The 20,289-nt window shown below is 63.8% G+C and carries 23 protein-coding genes; 15 read left to right on the top strand and 8 right to left on the bottom strand.

The annotated features are described in order from the left end of the window. The first annotated feature begins 37 nt into the window (after positions 1-37). From FFS37_RS35835 to FFS37_RS24870, 5 genes are all read left to right on the top strand, one after another. Positions 38-208: a hypothetical protein gene (locus FFS37_RS35835; RefSeq protein WP_171026405.1), complete on the top strand. Its 171-nt coding sequence runs from the start codon at positions 38-40 to the stop codon at positions 206-208. A gap of 189 nt (positions 209-397) precedes the next feature. Continuing rightward, positions 398-1,276, top strand: a complete 879-nt coding sequence (locus FFS37_RS24855; RefSeq protein ID WP_137933615.1) for an ABC transporter permease — start codon at positions 398-400, stop codon at positions 1,274-1,276. Positions 1,277-1,325: 49 nt separating this feature from the next. After that, positions 1,326-2,165 (top strand): ABC transporter permease, encoded by an 840-nt coding sequence (locus FFS37_RS24860; protein WP_137933616.1) that lies wholly within the window; start codon positions 1,326-1,328, stop codon positions 2,163-2,165. Further along, positions 2,162-3,304 carry an ABC transporter substrate-binding protein gene (locus FFS37_RS24865; protein WP_137933617.1) on the top strand — a complete coding sequence of 381 codons (1,143 nt, stop codon included), beginning with the start codon at positions 2,162-2,164 and terminating at the stop codon, positions 3,302-3,304. Before FFS37_RS24860 ends, FFS37_RS24865 begins: the two co-directional genes overlap by 4 nt. Continuing rightward, positions 3,297-4,457 (top strand): ABC transporter ATP-binding protein, encoded by a 1,161-nt coding sequence (locus tag FFS37_RS24870; protein WP_137933618.1) that lies wholly within the window; start codon positions 3,297-3,299, stop codon positions 4,455-4,457. Before FFS37_RS24865 ends, FFS37_RS24870 begins: the two co-directional genes overlap by 8 nt. 33 nt (positions 4,458-4,490) lie before the next feature. Here the strand turns inward: FFS37_RS24870 and FFS37_RS24875 are convergent, their stop codons facing one another. The 4 genes from FFS37_RS24875 to FFS37_RS24890 all read right to left on the bottom strand — a co-directional run bounded on the left by FFS37_RS24875 (position 4,491) and on the right by FFS37_RS24890 (position 7,384). After that, entirely contained in the window at positions 4,491-4,736 is a 246-nt protein-coding gene (locus FFS37_RS24875; protein ID WP_137933619.1) for a hypothetical protein, read from the bottom strand. A gap of 209 nt (positions 4,737-4,945) precedes the next feature. Continuing rightward, the gene (locus FFS37_RS24880; RefSeq protein WP_137933620.1) at positions 4,946-5,260 is read right to left on the bottom strand and encodes a hypothetical protein; all 315 of its coding nucleotides are present in this window, start codon (positions 5,258-5,260) and stop codon (positions 4,946-4,948) included. A gap of 164 nt (positions 5,261-5,424) precedes the next feature. Then, positions 5,425-6,396 (bottom strand): GlxA family transcriptional regulator, encoded by a 972-nt coding sequence (locus tag FFS37_RS24885; RefSeq protein ID WP_137933621.1) that lies wholly within the window; start codon positions 6,394-6,396, stop codon positions 5,425-5,427. 220 nt (positions 6,397-6,616) lie between these two features. Beyond that, complete coding sequence (locus FFS37_RS24890) at positions 6,617-7,384, bottom strand: alpha/beta hydrolase (RefSeq protein WP_232375760.1); 768 nt, start codon at positions 7,382-7,384, stop codon at positions 6,617-6,619. A 209-nt stretch (positions 7,385-7,593) separates the two neighbouring features. Between FFS37_RS24890 and FFS37_RS24895 the strand changes: the two genes are divergently transcribed. Together FFS37_RS24895 and FFS37_RS24900 are read left to right on the top strand one after the other, a co-directional pair. Beyond that, entirely contained in the window at positions 7,594-9,135 is a 1,542-nt protein-coding gene (locus FFS37_RS24895) for a winged helix-turn-helix domain-containing protein (RefSeq protein ID WP_137933622.1), read from the top strand. Positions 9,136-9,151: 16 nt separating this feature from the next. Then, entirely contained in the window at positions 9,152-9,571 is a 420-nt protein-coding gene (locus tag FFS37_RS24900) for a hypothetical protein (RefSeq protein ID WP_137933623.1), read from the top strand. 30 nt (positions 9,572-9,601) lie between these two features. On the opposite strand, the gene plsY is transcribed toward FFS37_RS24900, so the two are convergent. Next, positions 9,602-10,249, bottom strand: coding sequence for a glycerol-3-phosphate 1-O-acyltransferase PlsY (gene plsY, locus FFS37_RS24905; protein WP_137933624.1), 648 nt, complete (start codon positions 10,247-10,249; stop codon positions 9,602-9,604). Between the two features lie 229 nt (positions 10,250-10,478). On the opposite strand from plsY, the gene FFS37_RS24910 reads away from it, so the two are divergent. Both FFS37_RS24910 and FFS37_RS24920 read left to right on the top strand, forming a co-directional pair. After that, entirely contained in the window at positions 10,479-11,999 is a 1,521-nt protein-coding gene (locus FFS37_RS24910) for an FAD-dependent monooxygenase (RefSeq protein WP_137933625.1), read from the top strand. A 485-nt stretch (positions 12,000-12,484) separates the two neighbouring features. Beyond that, entirely contained in the window at positions 12,485-13,126 is a 642-nt protein-coding gene (locus FFS37_RS24920; RefSeq protein ID WP_137933626.1) for a glutathione S-transferase family protein, read from the top strand. 8 nt (positions 13,127-13,134) lie between these two features. Here FFS37_RS24920 and FFS37_RS35840 read toward each other — a convergent pair whose 3' ends face one another. Next, complete coding sequence (locus FFS37_RS35840; RefSeq protein ID WP_171026406.1) at positions 13,135-13,305, bottom strand: hypothetical protein; 171 nt, start codon at positions 13,303-13,305, stop codon at positions 13,135-13,137. A gap of 441 nt (positions 13,306-13,746) precedes the next feature. On the opposite strand from FFS37_RS35840, the gene FFS37_RS24925 reads away from it, so the two are divergent. The 3 genes from FFS37_RS24925 (at position 13,747) to FFS37_RS24935 (ending at position 16,169) form a co-directional block, all read left to right on the top strand. Next, positions 13,747-14,658, top strand: a complete 912-nt coding sequence (locus tag FFS37_RS24925) for a glycosyltransferase family 25 protein (RefSeq protein WP_232375761.1) — start codon at positions 13,747-13,749, stop codon at positions 14,656-14,658. Then, the gene (locus FFS37_RS24930) at positions 14,621-15,322 is read left to right on the top strand and encodes a polysaccharide deacetylase family protein (protein ID WP_137933627.1); all 702 of its coding nucleotides are present in this window, start codon (positions 14,621-14,623) and stop codon (positions 15,320-15,322) included. The genes FFS37_RS24925 and FFS37_RS24930 overlap by 38 nt, the downstream gene beginning before the upstream one ends. A gap of 133 nt (positions 15,323-15,455) precedes the next feature. Continuing rightward, positions 15,456-16,169, top strand: coding sequence for a hypothetical protein (locus FFS37_RS24935; RefSeq protein ID WP_137933628.1), 714 nt, complete (start codon positions 15,456-15,458; stop codon positions 16,167-16,169). 102 nt (positions 16,170-16,271) lie between these two features. Here the strand turns inward: FFS37_RS24935 and FFS37_RS24940 are convergent, their stop codons facing one another. Continuing rightward, entirely contained in the window at positions 16,272-16,634 is a 363-nt protein-coding gene (locus FFS37_RS24940; RefSeq protein WP_171026414.1) for a hypothetical protein, read from the bottom strand. A gap of 238 nt (positions 16,635-16,872) precedes the next feature. Here FFS37_RS24940 and FFS37_RS24945 point away from each other — a divergent pair, with 238 nt between their 5' ends. Next, entirely contained in the window at positions 16,873-17,313 is a 441-nt protein-coding gene (locus FFS37_RS24945; protein WP_137933630.1) for a lipid-binding SYLF domain-containing protein, read from the top strand. A 65-nt stretch (positions 17,314-17,378) separates the two neighbouring features. Here FFS37_RS24945 and FFS37_RS24950 read toward each other — a convergent pair whose 3' ends face one another. Continuing rightward, positions 17,379-19,001, bottom strand: coding sequence for an ABC-F family ATP-binding cassette domain-containing protein (locus FFS37_RS24950; protein ID WP_137933631.1), 1,623 nt, complete (start codon positions 18,999-19,001; stop codon positions 17,379-17,381). A gap of 416 nt (positions 19,002-19,417) precedes the next feature. Between FFS37_RS24950 and FFS37_RS24960 the strand changes: the two genes are divergently transcribed. Next, entirely contained in the window at positions 19,418-19,729 is a 312-nt protein-coding gene (locus FFS37_RS24960; protein WP_171026407.1) for a hypothetical protein, read from the top strand. Between the two features lie 28 nt (positions 19,730-19,757). Further along, positions 19,758-20,135, top strand: a complete 378-nt coding sequence (locus FFS37_RS24965; protein WP_137933632.1) for a hypothetical protein — start codon at positions 19,758-19,760, stop codon at positions 20,133-20,135. The last annotated feature ends 154 nt before the right edge of the window (positions 20,136-20,289 follow it).

The raw sequence follows: 20,289 nt of genomic DNA on the forward strand, positions 1-20,289 counted from the left end.
TTTGATGGTCGTTGACCTTTCCAAAGGGGGAAGTTCAATGACATCAGACAGCAACAACGAAACACTCGACGACGTCGTCAAACGATTGGTCGCCGAGACAGGCATCAGCGAGGCAGATGCCCTTGAACTGATCTACCTGCTCGGCCTGAACTGGAGTTCGCTGGTGCGCGAGGCGCGCGTGCTGAAGGGACAGGCGAAGAAGGATTGAGAGCCGGTTTGCCGGCGATTTGATCGAGCAGGAATACAGGTCACGTCGCGGTGCCTCGGTGTTCAAGCAGCCCGCCGCCACAACGATTTCCACTGGCTCAATCGCCTGCTGTAGACATTGGGCCTCCAATCACCCAATCTTGCCTCCGGGAACAAAACACGCGCTTCAAAGAAGGCGCACCGGGTGGTCATGGAACGACGATGGACCTTGTATGATCCGCGGCTGGCCTGGATGCTGGTCGCGCCGGTGCTGGTGCTGCTGATCTTCTTCCTGGTGCTGCCGATCGCCGTGATGGCCGCCTACACCTTTTTCACTTTCGTCACCGCCGGCGTCGAGACCAGCGCGCTGACCACGGCGAACTGGCATGAATTCTTCACCGACAGCTATTATTCCGGCTTCCTGCTGAAGACGCTGCGGGTCGGCGCCATCACCGCTCTGTTGTGCGGCGTGCTCGGCTATTTCCCCGCCTATTTCATCTGGGCCACGACCTTCAGGCACAAATGGCTGCTGCTTCTGCTGCTCATCGTGCCGTTCTGGATCAGCTTCACCATCCGCACCTTCTCCTGGATCAACATCCTCGGCGAACAGGGCGTCATCAACGTCGCGCTCATCAAGTTCGGCATCATCAACGAGCCGTTGCCGATGCTCTACAATGAGGGCGCGGTCATCCTTGGCATGCTGCATTTCCTGCTGCCCTACATGATCCTCAACGTCTATGTCAGCCTCGAAGGCATTGATCGCACGCTGATCTCGGCGGCCCGCTCGATGGGCTGCACCAGCGCGCAGGCGTTCCGCGAGGTGACTTTGCCCTTGTCCCTGCCCGGCCTGGCGGCCGGCCTGTTGCTCTGCTTCGTGCTGGCCGCCGGCAGCTATGTGACGCCGCAGTTGCTCGGCTCGGGCCGCGACGCGCTGTTCGGCAATCTGATCTACGACACCATCATGGGTGAATTGAACTGGCCGATGGGCGCCACGCTGTCGATCGTGCTGTTCGTCGTGCTCGGCTTCTTCGCCGCCGTCTACACCCGCTACATGGGCATGTCGCAGATCGTGAAGGGCCTTGGTGGATGACCGGATTGGAGCGGATGACCGGATCGGGGTGGACAATGGGACTGGACGGATGAAGGCGCGGCGCAAGGAAGAAGGCCGATGGGCCTGGCGGCTGACCGGCTTCATCACGCTCTGCGTCTACATCTTCATGTTCGCGCCGATCGTGGCGACCGTCATCCTGTCCTTCAACGCCTCCATGTTCGGCGGCTTCCCGATGACGGGCTTTTCCCTGCAATGGTACTATAAGCTGATGGCCAACGAGCAGGTGCTGGCGGCCTTCCGCACCTCGCTGTGGATCGCGCTGGTGACGGCAGCCGTCACCACGGCCGTCGGCGTGGTGACGGCGTTCGCGCTGGTGCGCTTCGAATTCACCGGCAAGCAGGCGCTGAGCACGCTGGTGATCATGCCCGCGTTGGTGCCCGAAACCATCCTCGGCGTCGGCCTGCTGGTGCTGATCAAGGCGGTGGACCAGCCGCGCACCATGCTGCTTCTGGTTCTCGGCCACATATTGCTCGCCGTGCCCTATGTCGTGCTGATCACGCAGGCGCGCATGGTCGGCATCCGCCGCGTCTACGAGGAGGCGGCGCTTTCGCTCGGCGCGTCGCGCTTTGCCTCCTTCCGCGAGATCACGCTGCCGCTGCTCGTCCCGGCGGTGGTCGGCGGCGCGCTGCTTGCGTTCACCATCTCTTTCGACAACACCTCGGCCAGCCTGTTCTGGCGGCCGGCGGGCGTCGAGACCATGCCCACCCAGATCCTGTCCATGCTCAAGATTTCGATCAGTCCGGAGATCAATGCGCTGGGCACCGTGATGATCCTGGTGACCGTCGGCATCCCGCTCGTCGGCGGCCTGATCCTGCAAAGCCTGACAAGATTGAAAAGACGCGGCCAACCAACGGAGGAAGCACGATGAAACTGACAACGACCAAGCGGCTGGAAAGGCTGCACGACAGACATGCCAATGGCGATCTCAGCCGCCGCACGTTCCTGACGCTGACGGCCGCCGCGGCGGCTGCGGCCGGCCTCGACATGCCCTGGATGCGCCGGGCGCTGGCCGCCGTCCAGGAGGTTCGCTTCGACGGCTGGGGCGGCACTGTGCAGGACGCGATCGACAAATACGCCTTCCAGCCCTACACGGCCAAGACCAAGCTCAAGGTGGTCCAGGGCACGTTCGGCGACGAGGACGAGATCATCACCAAGATCAAGACCGCCAAGCCCGGCGACTACCAGGTCATCCATTCCTCGGGCGTCAACTACTACATCAAATATGTGAACGGCGGCCTGACCTCGGAGATCAACGAGGCCAACATTCCCAACATGGCGAATGTGCTCCAGCCGATGATCGAGCCGTTCCGCAAGCTGACGCCGAAACTCTCGGCCGTGCCTTACGACTACGGCACGACGGGCATTGCCTACAACACCAAGGTGATCTCGCCCGAAGAGGCCAAGGAAAAGGGCGCGGCGCTCCTGCTCGACAAGAAATATGCCGGCAAGGTCGGCGGCTATGACGACATGACCACGCGCGTCTGGTACGCGGCGCTCGCCACCGGCCAGGATCCCAACAACATCAAGGACATGGACACGATCTGGGCCAAGGTGCGCGAGACGCGCGACCTCGCCAAGAAGTTCTGGAGCTCGGGCGCCGAGCTGATGGACCTTCTCTCCAAGGGCGAGATCGTGGTGACCGACGCCTGGTCGGGCCGCGTCGCCGCCTTGCAGGACCAGGGCCAGCCGATCGGCTATCTCGATCCGGCCGGCTCCTATGCCTGGATGGAGGACATGCTGATCCTGAAGGGCTCGCCCATGGCCGAGTGCGAGGAACTGATCAACTTCATGCTCGATCCCGCGACCTCGATCGCGGTGGCCGAGGGCCAGAGCTATCCGCCCTCGCTCGACCCGACCAAGGTCAAGCTCACCGAGAAGATCGAGAAGCTGCCGGCCTTCGACAAGACCGGCACCATGAAGTCGCTGACCTTCGCCGACCCGACCTACTGGGCGACCAACGAGGACGCCTGGACCAAGCAGTGGAACAGGATTTCCAAAGGTGCCTGACAGCCAGGACACCCTATCCAGCCCCCGGCCGGCCTCGGCCGGGGCAAGCGCTCTGGGCACGGCCGCCGCGGCGAACAGCCCGGCGGTCGAGTTCCGCGACATCGACATCGCCTATGGCAAGTTCGTCGCCGTGCGCGATTTCTCGCTCTCGATCGCCAAGGGCAGTTTCGTCACCCTGCTCGGCCCCTCGGGCTGCGGCAAGACGACGATCCTGCGCTCCATCGCCGGCCTGGTCGACATATCGGGCGGCCAGATCATGATCGACGGGCGCCGCGTCGACGACGTGCCGATCTACAAGCGCAACATCGGCCTGGTCTTCCAGAGCTATGCGCTGTTTCCGCACAAGAACGTCTTCGACAATGTCGCCTTCGGCCTGAAATACCGCGATGTGCCCAAGCCCGAGATCGTGCGCAGGGTCGGCAAGGCGCTTGACATGGTGCGGCTGCCGGGCACCGAGAAGAAGCTTCCCTCGCAGCTGTCGGGCGGCCAGCAGCAGCGCATCGCGCTGGCCCGCGCGATCGTCTTCGAGCCGCAGGTGCTGTTGCTCGACGAGCCGCTGTCGGCGCTGGACGCCAACATGCGCGAAGAGATGCGCGTCGAGATCAAGAAAATCCAGAAGGAAACAGGCATCACCGCCATCTTCGTCACCCACGACCAGGAAGAGGCGCTTTCGATGTCCGACCGCATCGTGGTGATGAACGCCGGCGCGGTGGAGCAGATCGGAACCCCGCAGGAGGTTTACGAGACGCCGGCCACCGCCTTCGTCGCCGACTTCCTCGGCAAGGCCAACATGCTTCCCGGCACGGTGACCCGGTCCGGCCAGGGCACGGCGGTGACGCTCGCAGCCGGCCAGACGGTCAATGTCGTTCCCCCGAAGCCACTGGCGCAAGGCGGCAAGGTGACGGTCGTGGTGCGGCCGCAGAAACTGTCGGTCGGTACGGCGGCGGGCGCCAACAGATTGTCGGGCCGCGTCGTCTCCGCTTCGTATCTCGGCGGCAGCGCCATCTACGAGATCGACATCGGCGGCGGCACATTGATCCGCGCCAACACGCCGATCAGCGGCCGCGTCTTTGGCGAGGGCGAGGCCATCGAGGTCGGCTTCGATCCCGACGGCTGCGTGTTGCTGGATGAAGGCGGGCAGCGGATTTCGTGAAGGGAGCGCCCTCACCCGCTTTCCGACTGCCGCTCAGGCCAGCAGGAGCTTCAACCTGTAGAGCCGCATGCGGGCAAGGCGGCGTGCGGAATCCTGGAAACTTTCCAGGCCGGCCTCGACAGCGAAGGCCAGCGTCATCAGTTCGATCAGGAATTCCTCGACCGCTTCGAAGCCGAGCCGCGAGGCGCTCTTGACGCCCTCCAGCAAGGCGCGCGCCTGCGCGGCGGCATCCGGGCCACCCTCCGCGATCAACGCTTCCAGCCTGTCGACGCTATCCAATTCCCGAATCTCCCCACCGTTGCCGAAGGATAGGTAGACCCGGCGGGAGCGACAGTCACATTTGTTGATGAGGCCAGTCGCTCTATCCGCAACTTTGTGAAGCTTGCGTGCTGGCTCGGTGATGAAGAGAACCTTTGAGAGAGCTGGGAGCGCGATTTGCCCCGCTCCGTTGGACTATTGTCTGGCTGACAAACCAAGAGTGCGAATAGCTATTCGCCCCATGAAAACGTGAAGCGAGTTGGGTTGGTTTTGATCCCCGGCGGCCAACATCTCATCACGCCTTTTGCGAGCAACGGAGCGGCCTTAGCCATCGCCTCGGAATGAGGCTCATATGCTACCACGGTGGCAGCTTTCGCTTTGCCAGCCGAACCTGATGTGACCTCGAATGTCACCTTGAATGGAACATCTCCAATAGAGACTGGAATGACTAAGCAGCCAACGATCTTATCACTGAGGTAGTCCAACTCGCCCGCGCGCGCGGTACCGACGCAAACCAGTAAACCCACGACGATGACCGTTCGCATTTTATGGCTATTCCTTGGCTTCGTGACGCTTTCGCCGCGCCAGTTCCTTTATCAGCTCATTGGTGAGTTTGGGCGTATGGGCGATCTTGCCTAGGATCCTTGGAATGATTGCCGCAGCCAATTGAGGTTGCCAACCAGATAATCGCCCTGTGTCGGTCCCTCCTTCAGCCTCCCGCCAGCGCTCTATTCGGATGTCTCAGATGCGTCGGCGTTATGCCGGTCTGCTGGCGGAACACGCGGCTGAAATGGCCGGCATTGGTGAAGCCGCAGCGATAGGCGATGTCGCCGATCTGCAGATCGCTGCCTTCCAGCAGCGACTTCGCATGATGCACCCTGAGCGCCAGATAGGCCGCCATCGGACCGATGCCGAGCTCCGACCCGAAAAGCCGCTCGAGCTGGCGGCGCGATGCGTTCAGGCGGCTGGCGATCTCGGCGACCGACAGCGGCTCCTGCAGATTGCTCTCCATCAAGAGCAAAGCGCGCTTGACCGCGCGGCTCGACGCCGCCGGAAACAGGTCGCCGACGGGCTGCACGTCGCGGCTGCTCCTGATCCGGTCGAGCACCAGGATCTTGGCGGCCTTCTCCGCTGCCTTCTGGCCGATGAATTGCGACACGAAATAGCCGGCAAGGTCGGCCGCACCCGTGCCGCCGGCGCAGGTCGCGCGGCCACGGTCGACGCTGTAGAGGCTGTCGGCATGGGCGTTCACGTCGGGAAACTCGGCGCGAAAGTCCTTGATGTGGAACCAGCTGACGGCGGCGCTGTAGCCGTCGAGCAGGCCGTAGCGCGCCAGCACGAAGCTGCCGGTGCACAGCGCCGTCAGCGGCACACCCTTCTCGGCGGCGCGCAGCAGGAACGCCTCCTTGTCGGAACTCAGGGCGCGGTTGGTGTCGAGCAGGCCGCCGACCACCACCACATTGTCGAAATCCTCCGGATTGCCGATGCCCTTGGTCGGCAGCAGTTCCACGCCGCAGCTCGCGCGGATCGGCAGGCCGCGTTCTCCGACGATCTCCCAGTCGAATTCTATGCGCCGGCTGCGGTCGCCCTCATCACCCGCCAGCCGCAGCGTGTCGATGAACAGCGACAGCGGCGACAGCGTGAAGTCGCGCACCAGGAGAAACGCAAACCGCCTTGCCATTTGTCTGAACCGTTTCCCTTGTCTTCCGGCGGTCTATGCCTTCCCGTGTCTGCCACATCGTCCCGCTTAGCACTCTTCAGCGGCGGCCGCCTGATGTCGGAGACCGGATCGGCGGGCTTGACAGATATCAGACCCGACATGCCGCCGGCCAGCAGCCCTTGCAACAAGCAAAAACGCCCGGGCGCGCCTGCGCCCGGGCCTGCATCGATTGCGAAGCAGCTCAGTTCTTGCCGACGGTGACGGCGGCCTCTTCGATGAGCTTGGCGACAGCCTTGGGGTTGGAGACGTAGACGGCATGGCTGCCGGGCACTTCGACCGTCGTCGCCTTGGCGCGGCTCGCCATCTGGCGCTGGGCCGGCGGCGGGATCATGTGGTCGTCCTTGGCGACCATGTACCAGGACGGCTTCACCTTCCAGGCCGGCGCGGTCACCTTGCCTTCGAGCGCGGCCACGCCCCACGGAACCTGCGAGTCGGCCATGAAGGAGGCAAGCGCGGGCTTGACGTCGGCGGCGAAGGAGGCGGCGAACTTGGCCTTGTCCAGCATCAGGAAGCCGTCGACGGGCGGCAGGATCGGCGGCACGGAAGCGCCGGGAGGCGGGTTGGCGATCAGCGTCGAGACCGACTCGCCGGCATCCGCCGCGAAGGCCGCGATATAAACGACGCCGGCCACCTTGGCATCGGTGCCGGCTTCCGACACCACCACGCCGCCATAGGAATGGCCGACCAGGATGACATTGCCTGGAGCGGCTGCGATGGCGCGCCTGGTCACCGCGACATCGTCGGCGAGCGAGGTGGTCGGGTTCTGGACGATGGTGACGTCGTAGCCGTCCTTCTTGAGCTGATGGTAGACCCCTTCCCAGCCCGAGCCGTCGACGAAGCCGCCATGCACGAGGACGACGGATTTCACGGGCTGGGCATGGGCGGTTCCGGAGGCGGCGACGCCGAGGGCGAGAGCGGCGGAAGCGATGATTGCTGCGGTGGTGGACATTTGAGTTCTCCTTTTCAAAGGCGTTGTTTGCGTTGCTTGCAGGAGGACTATGCGACGGGGCGGCGGGGCTCGCTTTGAGACCACCTTCAGCTTCTCTTGATTTTCTCTTGAGATCGCTTTGATTTTGCCTCCACGACGCGGTTTAATCTTTTGGGCGACATGCATTAGAGTGCCGGAATCGCTCTTCCCGCGCGATCTGGAGCCAGCAATTGCCGTATCTTTTCGAGGATTTCGCTCTGGATGGCGACCGGCGGGAACTGCGCCGTGGCGACGACCTGATTTCCGTCGAACCGCAAGTGTTCGATCTCCTCCAGTATCTGGTCCGCAACCGCGACCGGGTGGTCAGCAAGGACGATCTTGTCGACGCGGTCTGGCAGGGACGCATCGTCTCCGACGCCACGCTTGCCAGCCGCGTCAACGCCCTGCGCAGCGCGCTCCGCGACAGCGGTGAGGAGCAGCGCCTCGTGCGCACCATCCTGCGCCGGGGCTTTCGGTTCGTCGGCGCCGTGCGCGAGGAAGGCCATGCGGGCGCGGCCGCGCGGCCGGCGCCCTGCCCTGAGCTTCCCGACCGGCCGTCCATCGCCGTGCTGCCCTTCGCCAACATGAGCGGCGATGCGGAGCAGGACTATTTCGCCGACGGCATGGTCGAGGACATCATCACCGGTCTGGCGCGCATCCGCTGGCTGTTCGTGATCGCGCGCAATTCGAGCTTCACCTACAAGGGCCGCGCGGTGGACGTGAAGCAGGTCGGGCGCGAGCTCGGCGTGCGCTATGTGCTGGAAGGCAGCGTGCGCAAGGTGGGCGGCCGGGTCCGCATCACCGGCCAGCTGATCGATGCCGAGGACGGCAGCCATCTGTGGGCCGAACGCTACGACCGCGAGCTGACCGACGTGTTCGCGCTGCAGGACGAGATCACCATCAGCGTGGTCGCGGCGATCGAGCCCAATTTGCGCCGGGCCGAGATCGAGCGCGTCAGGCGCAGGCGGCCCGACAGTCTCGACGCCTATGATCTCTTCCTGCGCGCCCTGCCCGACGTCTACACCTTCATGCCGCAGGGCGCCGCCAAGGGCCTGCCGCTGCTCGACCAGGCACTCGCGATCGAGCCCAGCTACGCGCTGGCGCATGGCTTTGCAGCCTGGGCGCATCAGACGCTCTTCATCCGTGGCGGCATGCGGGCGGAGCACCGCGAGAAGGCCTCGCGCCATGCGCACGCGGCGATCGAGCATGGCTCGGGCGATGCCATGGCGCTGGCTCTGGCCGGCTTCACCATCGGCCTGGTCGAGCATGACCGCAGGCTGGCCGACGAGGCGTTTTCGCAGGCGCTGGCGCTCAGCGCCTCCTGCGCTTTCGTCTACACGTTCGGCTGCGTGCCGGTGGCCTATGGCGGCGATGCGGCCCGCGCCATCGACTGGTGCGAGCAGGCGTTGCGGCTGAACCCCCTGGACGCCATGAACTGCGTGCCGCAAGGCATGATCGGCTTCGGCAACTTCCTCGCCGGCCGGGATGAGCAGGCCATTGCGGCCGGGCGCCGGGCGGTGGAGATGAATCCCGGCTTCAGCATCCTGCACGGCTGGCTGGCCGCGCCACTGGCAAGGCTCGGGCGGATCGAGGAAGCCAAAGCGTCGGCCGCCCGGCTGCTGTCGCTCGACCCGCATTTCACCATTGGCCGCTGGTCCGCGGCCGTGGGACTTGCGCCAGCGATCGCTAGCGATGTGACTGATGCGTTGCGGAAGGCGGGCTTGCCGGCTTGACAGACGGAACACCGGGATGAGCCTGACGGCAATCGTATTCAAAAGCAGTCTGGCTCTGGAAAAGGGGTTCCCACGATACCGCTTCGAGCGCGAACCTATCTCAGGGGAATGCGCAGTCGTTTATCCCGATGGAGCAAAATTGCCTTGGGAGGCCGTGATAGCGTCCGAGCAATGGCTCGGCAATATCGCCGGCATCGATCACCTTCGAAGCACGATCGCTGGATATCTCGGCAAATCATCAGCTCTGCAGCGGCTTGTTCTTTATTCCGGCAGCCACTGCGGGGACGTGATCGAGGACGTCAGCTTCAGTGAACTTGAAAAGGAACTCGCCTTCATTGACGCCAGTCCTGACGAATATGTCAAAGAATTCGCCGGACACATGCGATCACTGATCGGCATGGCACGACAGGAAGGCAATCCGATCGTGTTTGTGTGAGCCGACAATCTAGGTCCCCTGTTTCGATCTTCAATCCGGCCCGCCCTGACCCAGGCGCGGCTCGGTGCCCGCCAGCAGCCGCGCGATGTTGGCGCGGTGGCGCGCGATGACATAGAGGCCGCCGGCGATGACCAGCAGCCGATAGGCCAAGGGTTGCTCCAGAATACAGGCGAGCACGATCGCCGTCGACGCCGCCGGCATCGAGCTCAGGGAAACGATCCGCGATATCGCCAGCACGGCGCAGAAGACCACGGCCGCGCCGAGACCGATCGGCCAGGACAGCGCCAGGAGCACGCCGAGCCCTGTCGCCGCGGACTTGCCGCCGGTGAAGTTCAGCCAGATCGAACGGCCATGCCCCAGAAGCACGGCAAGTCCCGCAAGGCACACGGCCCAGGGCACGAGAGCCTGCGCGTCGAGCCCTACCGGAGGCGTCAGCGACGCTTCGAGCCAGTGTGCGAACAGGATCGCCGCGACGCCCTTCAGCACGTCGACCAGCAGCACCGCCAGGGCCGGCCCCTTGCCCAGCGTCCTGAGCACGTTGGTCGCGCCGGTGGACATTGAGCCATGCTCGCGTATGTCGATACCCCTCAGCAATCTGCCCGCCATATAGCCGGTCGGAATGGAACCGAAGAGGTAGGCCACAATCAGTCCGGCCACGCCTGCTATCCAGAAAATCATCGTGCCCCCTGTTGCGAGCCCATCGCCATACCATTATATGCCGCCTGTCGGAAAAGGCAGGGTTGGTTTGGTAAGCCCAACTCCTTTCGGTAACGAAAGCTCTGGTCTTTGGCTTCGTGCACGAGATCCCCGCGACGAACATCGGACGCTCATGAAGCGTCCAATCGTTCGTCCGTGTGGCTCTCAAATCGAGGAACGCTCCGGTCGAACAACGACCAAGGAGTAGTTCATGCACAATCCGATTCCCCATGATGTCATCATTGCCGGCGCTGGTCCGGTCGGTCTGTTCCTCGCCTGCGAGCTGCGCCTGGCGGGCCTGTCCGTCCTGGTGCTGGAACAGGCGCCGGATCCGCGCTCGCCGCTGAAGCGGCTGCCCTTCGGCATGCGCGGCCTGTCAGTGCCCACCACCGAAGCCTTCCATCGTCGCGACCTGCTGAGCGAGATGGCGGCGGCGCCGAGCAAGGACGGCGGCGCGCACTGGGCCCAGCAGCAGCGCCGCCCGGGCGGCCATTTCGCCGGCATCCAGTTCTACCTCGACGCCGTCGACATGTCGAAATGGCCCTATCGTCTGCCGGGGCCCGCAGGCACCAACCTGCTGGTCGAGATGGAAGAGCTGGAGACCATGCTCGCCGACCGCGCCACCGCGATGGGCGTGGGGATCCGGCGCGGCCTTGGCGTCGAGGGCTTCACCCAGTCCGGGGATGACGTGACCGTTCGCGCCGGCGGCGAGACCTTCCGCGCGGGCTGGCTCGTCGGTTGCGATGGCGGCCGCAGTACGGTCCGCAAGCTTGGCGGCTTCGGATTCACCGGTACCGATGCCGAATTCACCGGTTATACCGCCGAAGTCGAACTGGCCGATCCCGACAAGCTCAGCCCCGGCCGGCACTATACGGCGGGCGGCATGTACACCTATGCCCGTCCCGGCACCATCGCCATGGTCGACTTCGACAACGGCGCCTTCCACCGCAGCCAGCCGGTCACGACAGAGCATGTGCAGGCAGTGCTGCGCCGCGTCTCCGGCACCGATGTCACGCTGACGGCGCTGAAGCTCGCCACCACCTGGACGGACCGCGCCTATCTCGCCGCGACCTACCGGCAGGGCCGCGTGCTGCTCGCAGGCGATGCCGCCCACATCCATTCGCCGCTGGGCGGCCAGGGGCTCAATCTCGGCCTTGGCGACGCCATGAACCTTGGCTGGAAGCTTGCAGCGACCATCCGCGGCGACGCGCCGGCCGGCCTGCTCGACAGCTATTTCGAGGAGCGCCATCCGGTGGCGGCGCAGGTCCTCGACTGGTCGCGCGCGCAGGTCGCGCTGATGCGGCCCAGCCCCAGTTCGCGCGCGCTCGAAGCCATCATCCGCGACCTCATCGGCACGCGCGACGGCGCGACCTATTTCGCTGGCCGGGTGTGGAGCGTCGGGCTTCGCTACGATCTCGGCGGCGGCCACGGGCTGGTGGGCCGCAGCGCGCCCGACTTCGAGCTGTCGGACCGGACAAGGCTTGGCGAACGGATGAGGTCCGGACACGGCCTGCTGCTCGATTTCAACGCAAGCCCCGCCCTGCAAGCGCTCACAACCCGCTGGGGCGGGCGCATCACCTATGTCGCGGCGGACGCAAGAGAGCGGCTTGGCCTGAATGCCCTACTCGTGCGCCCCGACGGCTTTGTCGCCTGGGCCGCTGATGGCGAGCCGGACCTGGAGGAAGCCACCCGTGCCGCGTCGCGATGGTTTGGCGATGCGGCAACGCCGTGATTTCCCCCGGTGGTGGCCAGTCGAATATGGCGGCACCAACTCCCCGGAGCTAGGGAATGCACACCTCCCCTGTGGTTGGCGGACCAATCAAGGCGAGGTTCGATTGCGATGTGGTTCCCCCAATCCGTCGCTGCTTCGCAGCGCCACCTTTCCCCCCTCCGGAGGGAAAGGAAGGGAGCTTTTCTGGACGGGCGTCGTGCGCAAAAAAGCCAAGCGCCTTTCCTCTCCCCCGTCGATCGGAGGAGAGGTGTCGAGCGAAGCTCGACGGAGTGGGGGTCGACCTGCGCGGCATAAGACAATTCGCCAAGCTGCCGCGCACGCACGCCAACGACCAACAACCTGGAAATGCATCCCTGGCCGCGATCGGCGGGGGCAGGAACGGCACAAGGTCATCGCCACCACCTCACCTGCAAAAAACGCAGCCCCTGTCGGGAACCACGAGCGCCGTTCGTCCTTTGGGAACAAGACCTCACCCGGAGCCTCCCATGATCCCCACCATCACAGCCTTTGAACGGTCGCCCGATGGCGGCAAGGGACTGGCGCGCGATACACGCGTGCGCTGGGCGCTCGAGGAAGTGGGCCAGCCTTATGAGGTTCGTTTCCTTTCCTCTGCCCGGATGAAGGCGCCCGAGCATCTGGCCATCCACCCGTTCGGCCAGATCCCAACCTATGAGGAAGGCTCGCTGTGCCTGTTCGAAACCGGCTCGATCGTTTTTCACCTTGCCGAGCGGCATGCGGGCTTGCTGCCGGCGGAACCCGATGCCCGCGCCCGCGCGATCAGCTGGATGTTTGCCGCGCTCAACACCATCGAACCGCCGGTCCTCGATTTGACGACCGCAAGAATATTCGAAGCCGACAAGCCCTGGGCTCAGCAGCGCCTGCCGCTGGTGAAAGATCGTATTCGGGCAGTGCTGGACAGGCTCTCGGCCTATTTGGGCGCCGCCGACTGGCTGGACGGCGCCTTCAGCGCCGGCGATCTGTTGATGGTATCGGTGCTGCTGCGGCTGCGCATGTCGGGCATTCTGGACGAATATCCAAACCTGGCCGCCTATGTCGCGCGCGGCGAAGCGCGGCCCGCCTATGCCAGGGCCTTCGCCGCGCAATTCGCGGTCAACGCTCCAGCATAAGGCAATGCTCAGCGGTCCTGCGACCATGCGCCGAGCCCGGCCATGTCGGTCAGCCGGATCGCCGCCAACGTGTCGAGTTCCCTGGAAATCGGCGTCGGCCGGGTGGTCTGCGCTTCCGGCTCGCTCTTTGGCGCGGTAATGCGGGTTTGGCCAAACATGGCCCGAACGGCGGTCAGCATGTGCGATGTCCCTTCGCTTGTCCTGACGCTAGAAACTTCACCGGGGCATTTGCGTTCCAAGGCCGGTGACAAAAACGCTGGCTCAGGCCGATCTCCCCAGGGCAGCTTGCTGGATACATCGGTTCAAACTGCCGCGCTTTCCCGTCGCGATGGTCCGGGACGCATTGGTCGTCGGCAACGCCAGGAAGCGTCTGCCTCCCGGCAGCGCCCTCGCCTGCGCCACCGATGCCGAGCCTGTTCCGGAGGTCACTGCCCAGGCCGTATGCCACGGACGCCGAGTGGATTGGAACGAGGTGAATTTGACTCGCTGGTAAACACTATTTGCACCATCTGGCCTACTACTTGACTGGTCGTGAGGCGTGGTAATAACAAGCCGGTGGGATGGGGTGATAAATTGCAACGCGATGTATTTTCATTCGCTTTGGCTGCGAACTGCTTGCCATGCATATGCGCGGCCAAGCGGCGGTCCGTGCGATGAGGTGTCTGGTCATCAATCTAGACCGATCGCCTGGTCGGCTTGCTCACATGACTGCCGAATTTGCACGCATCCAGATCAAATTCGAGCGTGTTTCCGCTGTTGATGGGTTGATGCGGCCGGAGATCGTCGAAATGTCGCAAATCCTGTCGCCCACCGAAATTGCCTGCCTTTTAAGCCACAAGGCATGCTGGCAGATCATCGCGGAAGGTGACGAAGCCTATGGCGCGGTCTTCGAGGATGACACCGTCTTTGCCGCCAAGGCAGGTCCGTTGCTTGCCGACGTCAGCTGGATACCGGCTGACGCAAGCATCATCAAGCTGGAGACGGTGTTCAGGAAGGCCGTGATAGCGATGATGCAGTCGCATGTCGGCTTCGGCTTTTCGGTGGCGAGGCTTTACGGCGTGCATCTCGGCGCCGGCGCCTACATCATTTCAAGAAAGGCGGCCCGCGATCTCCTTCAAGCAGCCGAAGATTTCAACATTCCAGTCGATCACGTGCTTTTCGACCCCACACTGGCAACATCGTCGTCCAAGACCATCTATCAGATCTTGCCGGCGGCCTGCGCGCAGGGGCTGTTTCTCAAGGACAAATCGATCGAATTGGCGAGCCAGATGGAGCAGGATCGATCGCCGTACCTGATGAAGCGCAATCCCGCAAAAAACCGCAGGAAAACGCCGTTGACGAACGTCAAGGCCGAAGCACGGCGGATAGGCTTGCAAATCGCCAACATCTGCAGGCTAAGGCTGGAGAAGAGGATCCCCTTCCACCATCATGGTGCGCGCATCCAGCGCGGCATGAACTGGATGGAATATCCGACAAACCATGCGGTACCGCTTAATGCCAATACCAATCTTGATGTACCATCAAATCGATGAGGCCGCCGGAAAGGACAGCCCGTTCGCTCATTTGACGGTCTCTCCGCGCGCCTTCCGCCGTCAGATGAACTGGTTGAAGCGCCTGGGATGGACAGGCCTGTCGATGCGCGACCTGAAACCCTATTTGAGCGGAGAAAGGTCCGGCAGGGTGGTTGGCATCACGTTCGACGATGGCTTTCGCAATGTGCATTCGAGCGCGCTTGCGACCCTCGCGAGATGTGGTTTCACCGCAACCAACTACCTGGTCAGCAGGCAGATTGGTGGTTTCAACAAATGGGATGCAGGGCTCGGCATTCCGCGCTGGGACTGCATGTCGAAGGAGCAGGTGCTGGATTGGAAACGCTCAGGCCATGAGGTAGGCGCCCATACGTTGGACCACATTCACCTCACGGCTGCCGCGCCGGCCGAATCCCGGCGTCAGATCACCGATGTTCGCCACGAATTGGAAGATCTGACCGGCGATACGGTCGATGCTTTCTGTTACCCCTACGGCGATGTTTCCGAGGAGATCAGGAGCGTGGTTGAGGAAGCCGGCTACACCAGCGCCACAACCATCCGCAGCGGCCGGGTGCGATCGGGAGACGACAGGCTGCTTCTGCCACGCATATCCGTGCGCCAAGACGACGGCTTCTACAGAATCCTGCGCAGGTGGCTCACTGGCTGATTGCCGTTCTCGCACAGCGCCGGGGCGTGGACTGTGCAAGCCGGCTGGACCAGAGGAACTGTTTTGGCCCGATCTCGGTTGTCCACCGTGCTAAGGTCGTTCCAGCAAGGCACCTGTTGGGTGAAAAGAACACATGGCGGAGAAGAAGCGCGGTTCCCTGCGCAAGATCGTGAGCGGCATCGTCGCGGCAATTGCCACCGTTCCCGATCGCACATCCGAACGCGGCGAGAGAACAACTGCGTCAATGGTCGCCGAATGGCCGCTGCCGCTCTCGGCAACGCTTGGCTCCGCTATACGCCTGAAGGGTATCGAACGCGAAATCCGAGCCCGCCTGCCGTGGGCGATACAGAAATACGCCAAGGCCGAGACGGGCCGCATTGTACTGCGCATGTTGAAGACCGAAGCGGATGCGTTCCAGGCCGGCTCGGCGACCATCTCCCGGACTCTTGAAGGGATCGAATCCCTGCCCGTGCTGCCGCGCGAGGCGGAGGACATCCTGACCATCTCCGGCCGCGAACGCCACAAATGGCTCAGGGACGGGCGCCTGAAAAGCATTGGCACCCGCACCGTCAAGATGCGTGGCCGATCCAGGGCCGTAACATTCCATGTCTTCGACCCGCGCCACATCGAGGACATTCTCGATCGCGATTTGGCGAGCGCCTGGCGGGATGAGGATGCGCTCGAAGTCACCGAGAACAGGCGGCGCGGCGCCGGCAAGGCCGCGCTGACGCGGGCGGGAAAACGAGAGCGCAAGGCGCGCGGTGCAGGAGGCCCGGGAAAGGACGGCGGTCCGCAGCCAAAGCTGCAAGGCTGGAACACATTCGAGGCGGAAGGCCTGCTGCGCTAGACCGAAGACCGGGGCAGTTCCGGATCGTCCAATCCACGGCCGGAAAAAACGCGGCAGCTGGCGCTATGTGCAGATAAGCCAGCGCGCTGCGCCCCACCAGGATTACGGATATTTCGCCTTCTCGCCCGCCGGGCTCGGATCGCCCTGCAACGCCTTCGGCAGGGGCAGGCTGGAGCACTGCAGGTGCACGTCACGGGCATGAAGCTTGCGTTGCTTCTGCTCGGCCTCCTTGGTGGCGGCGATGATGCCCAGCCCGTATGGCCCGAGCGCCGCGAACTCCCAGCCGGGGTGCTTCTGTTCGCGGGCCGCGTAGTCCGATGCCGCCGTGCGGGCCTGCTGGCATTGGGGCGACGCCCATTTCGGATCCTGCTGTGAAAGCGAGGCGCCGTAGTCGACCGGAGAAGTGGCGCACCCGCTCAATGCCGCAGCCAATGCGGACATTGCAATTTCCATCGCAATTTTCATCCCGAAGCCCTTGCCAGCCGCTGCTGAGAGTACAGGGAATCGTTCCTGCCACAAGCAGGCCGGTGCCGCCAAACTGCCCTGCCCTGTCTCAAGATGGCTTTCCCAGGCGGATTCCGGCCCAGATTCAGACCACGAGCCTTGGAACCAAATGACGGGCGAGACTGTTCAGTTGAAACTTGAATGCGACGCTGACATCTTGGCCACCGGGCACGGCGGCGACTCTCCAGGAGCTCTCACCATGAATCTTCCATCCGGACTTCGTTCACTCGCGGTTGCCGCCATCGCCACCGCGGGCATCGGCTTTGCCAGCGCAGCGCACGCCGACAGCGGCACGATCCGCTTTTCCGTCTACAAGGCGGCCTTCTTCGTCGGCGGATCCGGTGGTGAAGGCACGTTCACCTTCCGCGGCAAAACCTATCCGATCTCGATCGGCGGCGTCTCGGGCGGCCTCGCTTTCGGCGTTTCCAAGACCTATTACCGCGGCACCGTGCGCCACATCCGCAATGTGCGCGACGTGACCGGCGTCTACGGCGCGGCCGGCGGCGGCGGCGCGCTCGGCAAGGGCGCGCAGGTGATCGTGATGACCAATGACAGGGGCGCCCAGCTCGAACTCACCGGCAAGCAGGTCGGGCTGCAGGTCAACGCCGACCTCAGCGGCATGGCCATCTCGCTGCGGTAGGAGCGGTTATTCCGCAGGCAAGCTGATCCCAAGGGCGGCGTCGGTTTCGGCGACCGCCCTTTTCGTCAGCTCCGCAGGCCCGGCGCTTCCTGCCCGGTGCGCTCGACATATTCGGTATAGCCGCCGCCATAGGTGTCGATGCCTTCGGGCGTCAGCTCCAGCACGCGGTTCGAAAGCGCTGCCAGGAAATGCCGGTCGTGCGAGACGAACAGCATGGTCCCCTCATACTGCGACAGCGCCTCGATCAGCATCTGCTTGGTGGTGATGTCGAGGTGGTTGGTCGGCTCGTCGAGCACCAGCAGATTGGGCGGGTCGAACAGCATCAGCGCCATCACCAGCCGCGCCTTCTCGCCGCCTGACAGCACGCGGCATTTCTTCTCGATCTCGTCGCCGGAAAAGCCGAAGCAGCCGGCAAGCGCCCTGAGCGGCGCCTGGCCCGCCTGCGGGAAATTGTCCTCCAGCGTCTGGAACACGGTCCGCTCGCCCTCGAGCAGTTCCATCGCGTGCTGGGCGAAATAGCCCATCTTCACGCTCGGCCCTCGCGCCACCGTGCCGGTGTCGGGGTCGGAAGCGCCGGCCACCAGCTTCAGCAGCGTCGACTTGCCGGCGCCGTTGACGCCCATGATGCACCAGCGCTCGCGGCGGCGGACCTGGAAGTCGAGCCCCTCATAGATGGTGCGGCTGCCATAGGCCTTGTGCACATTCTTCAAGGTGACGACGTCCTCGCCGCAGCGCGGCGCCGGCTGGAACTCGAAATTCACCACCTGGCGGCGCTTGGGCGGCTCGACACGGTCGATCTTGTCGAGCTTCTTCACCCGGCTCTGCACCTGCGCGGCATGCGAAGCGCGCGCCTTGAAGCGCTCGATGAAGGCGATCTCCTTGGCCAGCATCGCCTGCTGGCGCTCGAACTGCGCCTGCTGCTGCTTGTCGGCGATCGCGCGCTGCTGCTGGTAGAATTCGTAGTTTCCCGAGTAAGCGGTAAGCGAACCGGCATCGATCTCGACGATCTTGTTGACGATGCGGTTCATGAATTCGCGGTCGTGCGAGGTCATCAAAAGCGCGCCGTCATAGCCCTTCAGGAACTGCTCCAGCCAGATCAGGCTTTCCAGGTCGAGATGGTTCGACGGTTCGTCGAGCAGCATCACATCGGGCCGCATCAGAAGGATGCGGGCCAGCGCCACGCGCATCTTCCAGCCGCCGGAAAGCTTGCCGACATCGCCGTCCATCATTTCTTGCGAAAAGCCAAGACCATCGAGCACCTCGCGCGCGCGGCCGTCCAGCGCGTAGCCGTCGAGCTCCTCGAAACGGTGCTGCGCCTCGCCATATTTCTCGATGATCTCGTCCATGCGGTCGGCCTGGTCGGGATCGGCCATGGCGGCTTCCAGCTCCGCCATCTCGGCCGCCACTTCGCTCACCGGCCCGGCGCCGTTCATCACTTCGGCCACGGCGCTGTGGCCTTCCATGTCGCCGACATCCTGGCTGAAATAGCCGATCGTGACGCCGCGATCGACTTGCACCTGGCCCTCGTCGGGCAGTTCCTGCCCGGTGATCATGCGAAACAGCGTCGTCTTGCCGGCGCCGTTGGGCCCGACGAGCCCGACCTTCTCGCCTTTCTGCAAGGCGGCCGACGCCTCGATGAAGACAAGCTGACGACCGTTCTGCTTGCCGATATTTTCCAGTCTGATCATGCGGATTCCGGAGGAACTTTGAATCTGAGAGGATTTTCCCCGGGGCCATACGCGATGGCGAGCGCCAGAGGAAGAGGCGCAAGCGCCGCAGATAGCCGATCTCCCCCCTTGTGGGGGAGATGGCCGGCAGGCCAGAGGGGGGCGCTGTCCCGCCAGCCTATCAATCCGTCGACACGCGCCGAAGCGTCGTGATCCTATCGCGACACAAAAACGGAGGTTGGCGATCCTTCACGCCCCCCTCTGCCCTGCCGGGCATCTCCCCCACGAGGGGGGAGATTTGCAGCTTCACCCTCAGAAACACTCCAGAAACAAGATTCAACATCCGGGAAAAACTGGCGAAAAAATCACCTGTCATAACCATACCCATGGCAGCCGGATCAGTGGCCGCCACAAACGCACAAGGGATGGTCCCGAAAATGCAACGACGTTCGACCGGATGGATGGGTGCCCTCGCCGGCATTTCGCTCGCCATGCTTGCGGTCGCGCAGTCGAGCGCGGAAGCGGCGGTTACCCGGAGCGAATACTGCAGCCGGCTCGGTCTTCAACTCGACGGAGCCATCCAGACCAAGGCCAAACCCGGCGCCAGTGCGAGCGAGATCGCAGAGGCAACGGCACTCCAGGACAAGGCGAACCGGTTCTGTGCAGAGCGCAAGCAGGCGCAAGGCATCCGCACCTACGCCAACGCCCTGAAACTCCTCGGCGTGACGCCGGTAGATCTCGACCAGTGACAGCAACCCTCAACAAGGAAAGCCTATCATGAACAAGCCCATCCTCTCCGCGCTCGGCCTGGCCATCGCTCTCGGTCTGGCAATGCCGGTCGTCGGCACCGCCTATGCGGACTCGACCACCACCACGACGACCGCTCCGGCAACGACCACCGCGCCCGCAACGACCACCGCCCCGGCGACGACGACTGCCCCGGCGGCGGCCCCTGCCGCGGCCGATGCGGCGAAGACGCCAGTGAAGGCGCCCGCGCACAAGCGTCACCGCCATCACAGGAAGCATCACAGGCATGGTCACAAGCATGCTCACCGCCACGCCCACAAGAGGCATGGCCACAAGCACGTCGCCAAGAAGCATCACCACAAGCGTACCCACAAGAAGCACGGCCACAAGCACGCCAAGGCCGCTTGATATCAGCCTCTTTCTGACTTCCTCCCTCTTCTGACTTCCTCCCGGGAAAAGGCCGCCATCCGCAAAAGCGGAGGCGGCTTTTTCTTGTGCGAAAACAGTTTATTGGAGTGATCCGGCGATTCAGGCCATGAACGGCCTCACGGCAAGCCGGGCG

Source organism: Mesorhizobium comanense (assembly GCF_005503535.1).
GTDB lineage: Bacteria > Pseudomonadota > Alphaproteobacteria > Rhizobiales > Rhizobiaceae > Mesorhizobium > Mesorhizobium comanense.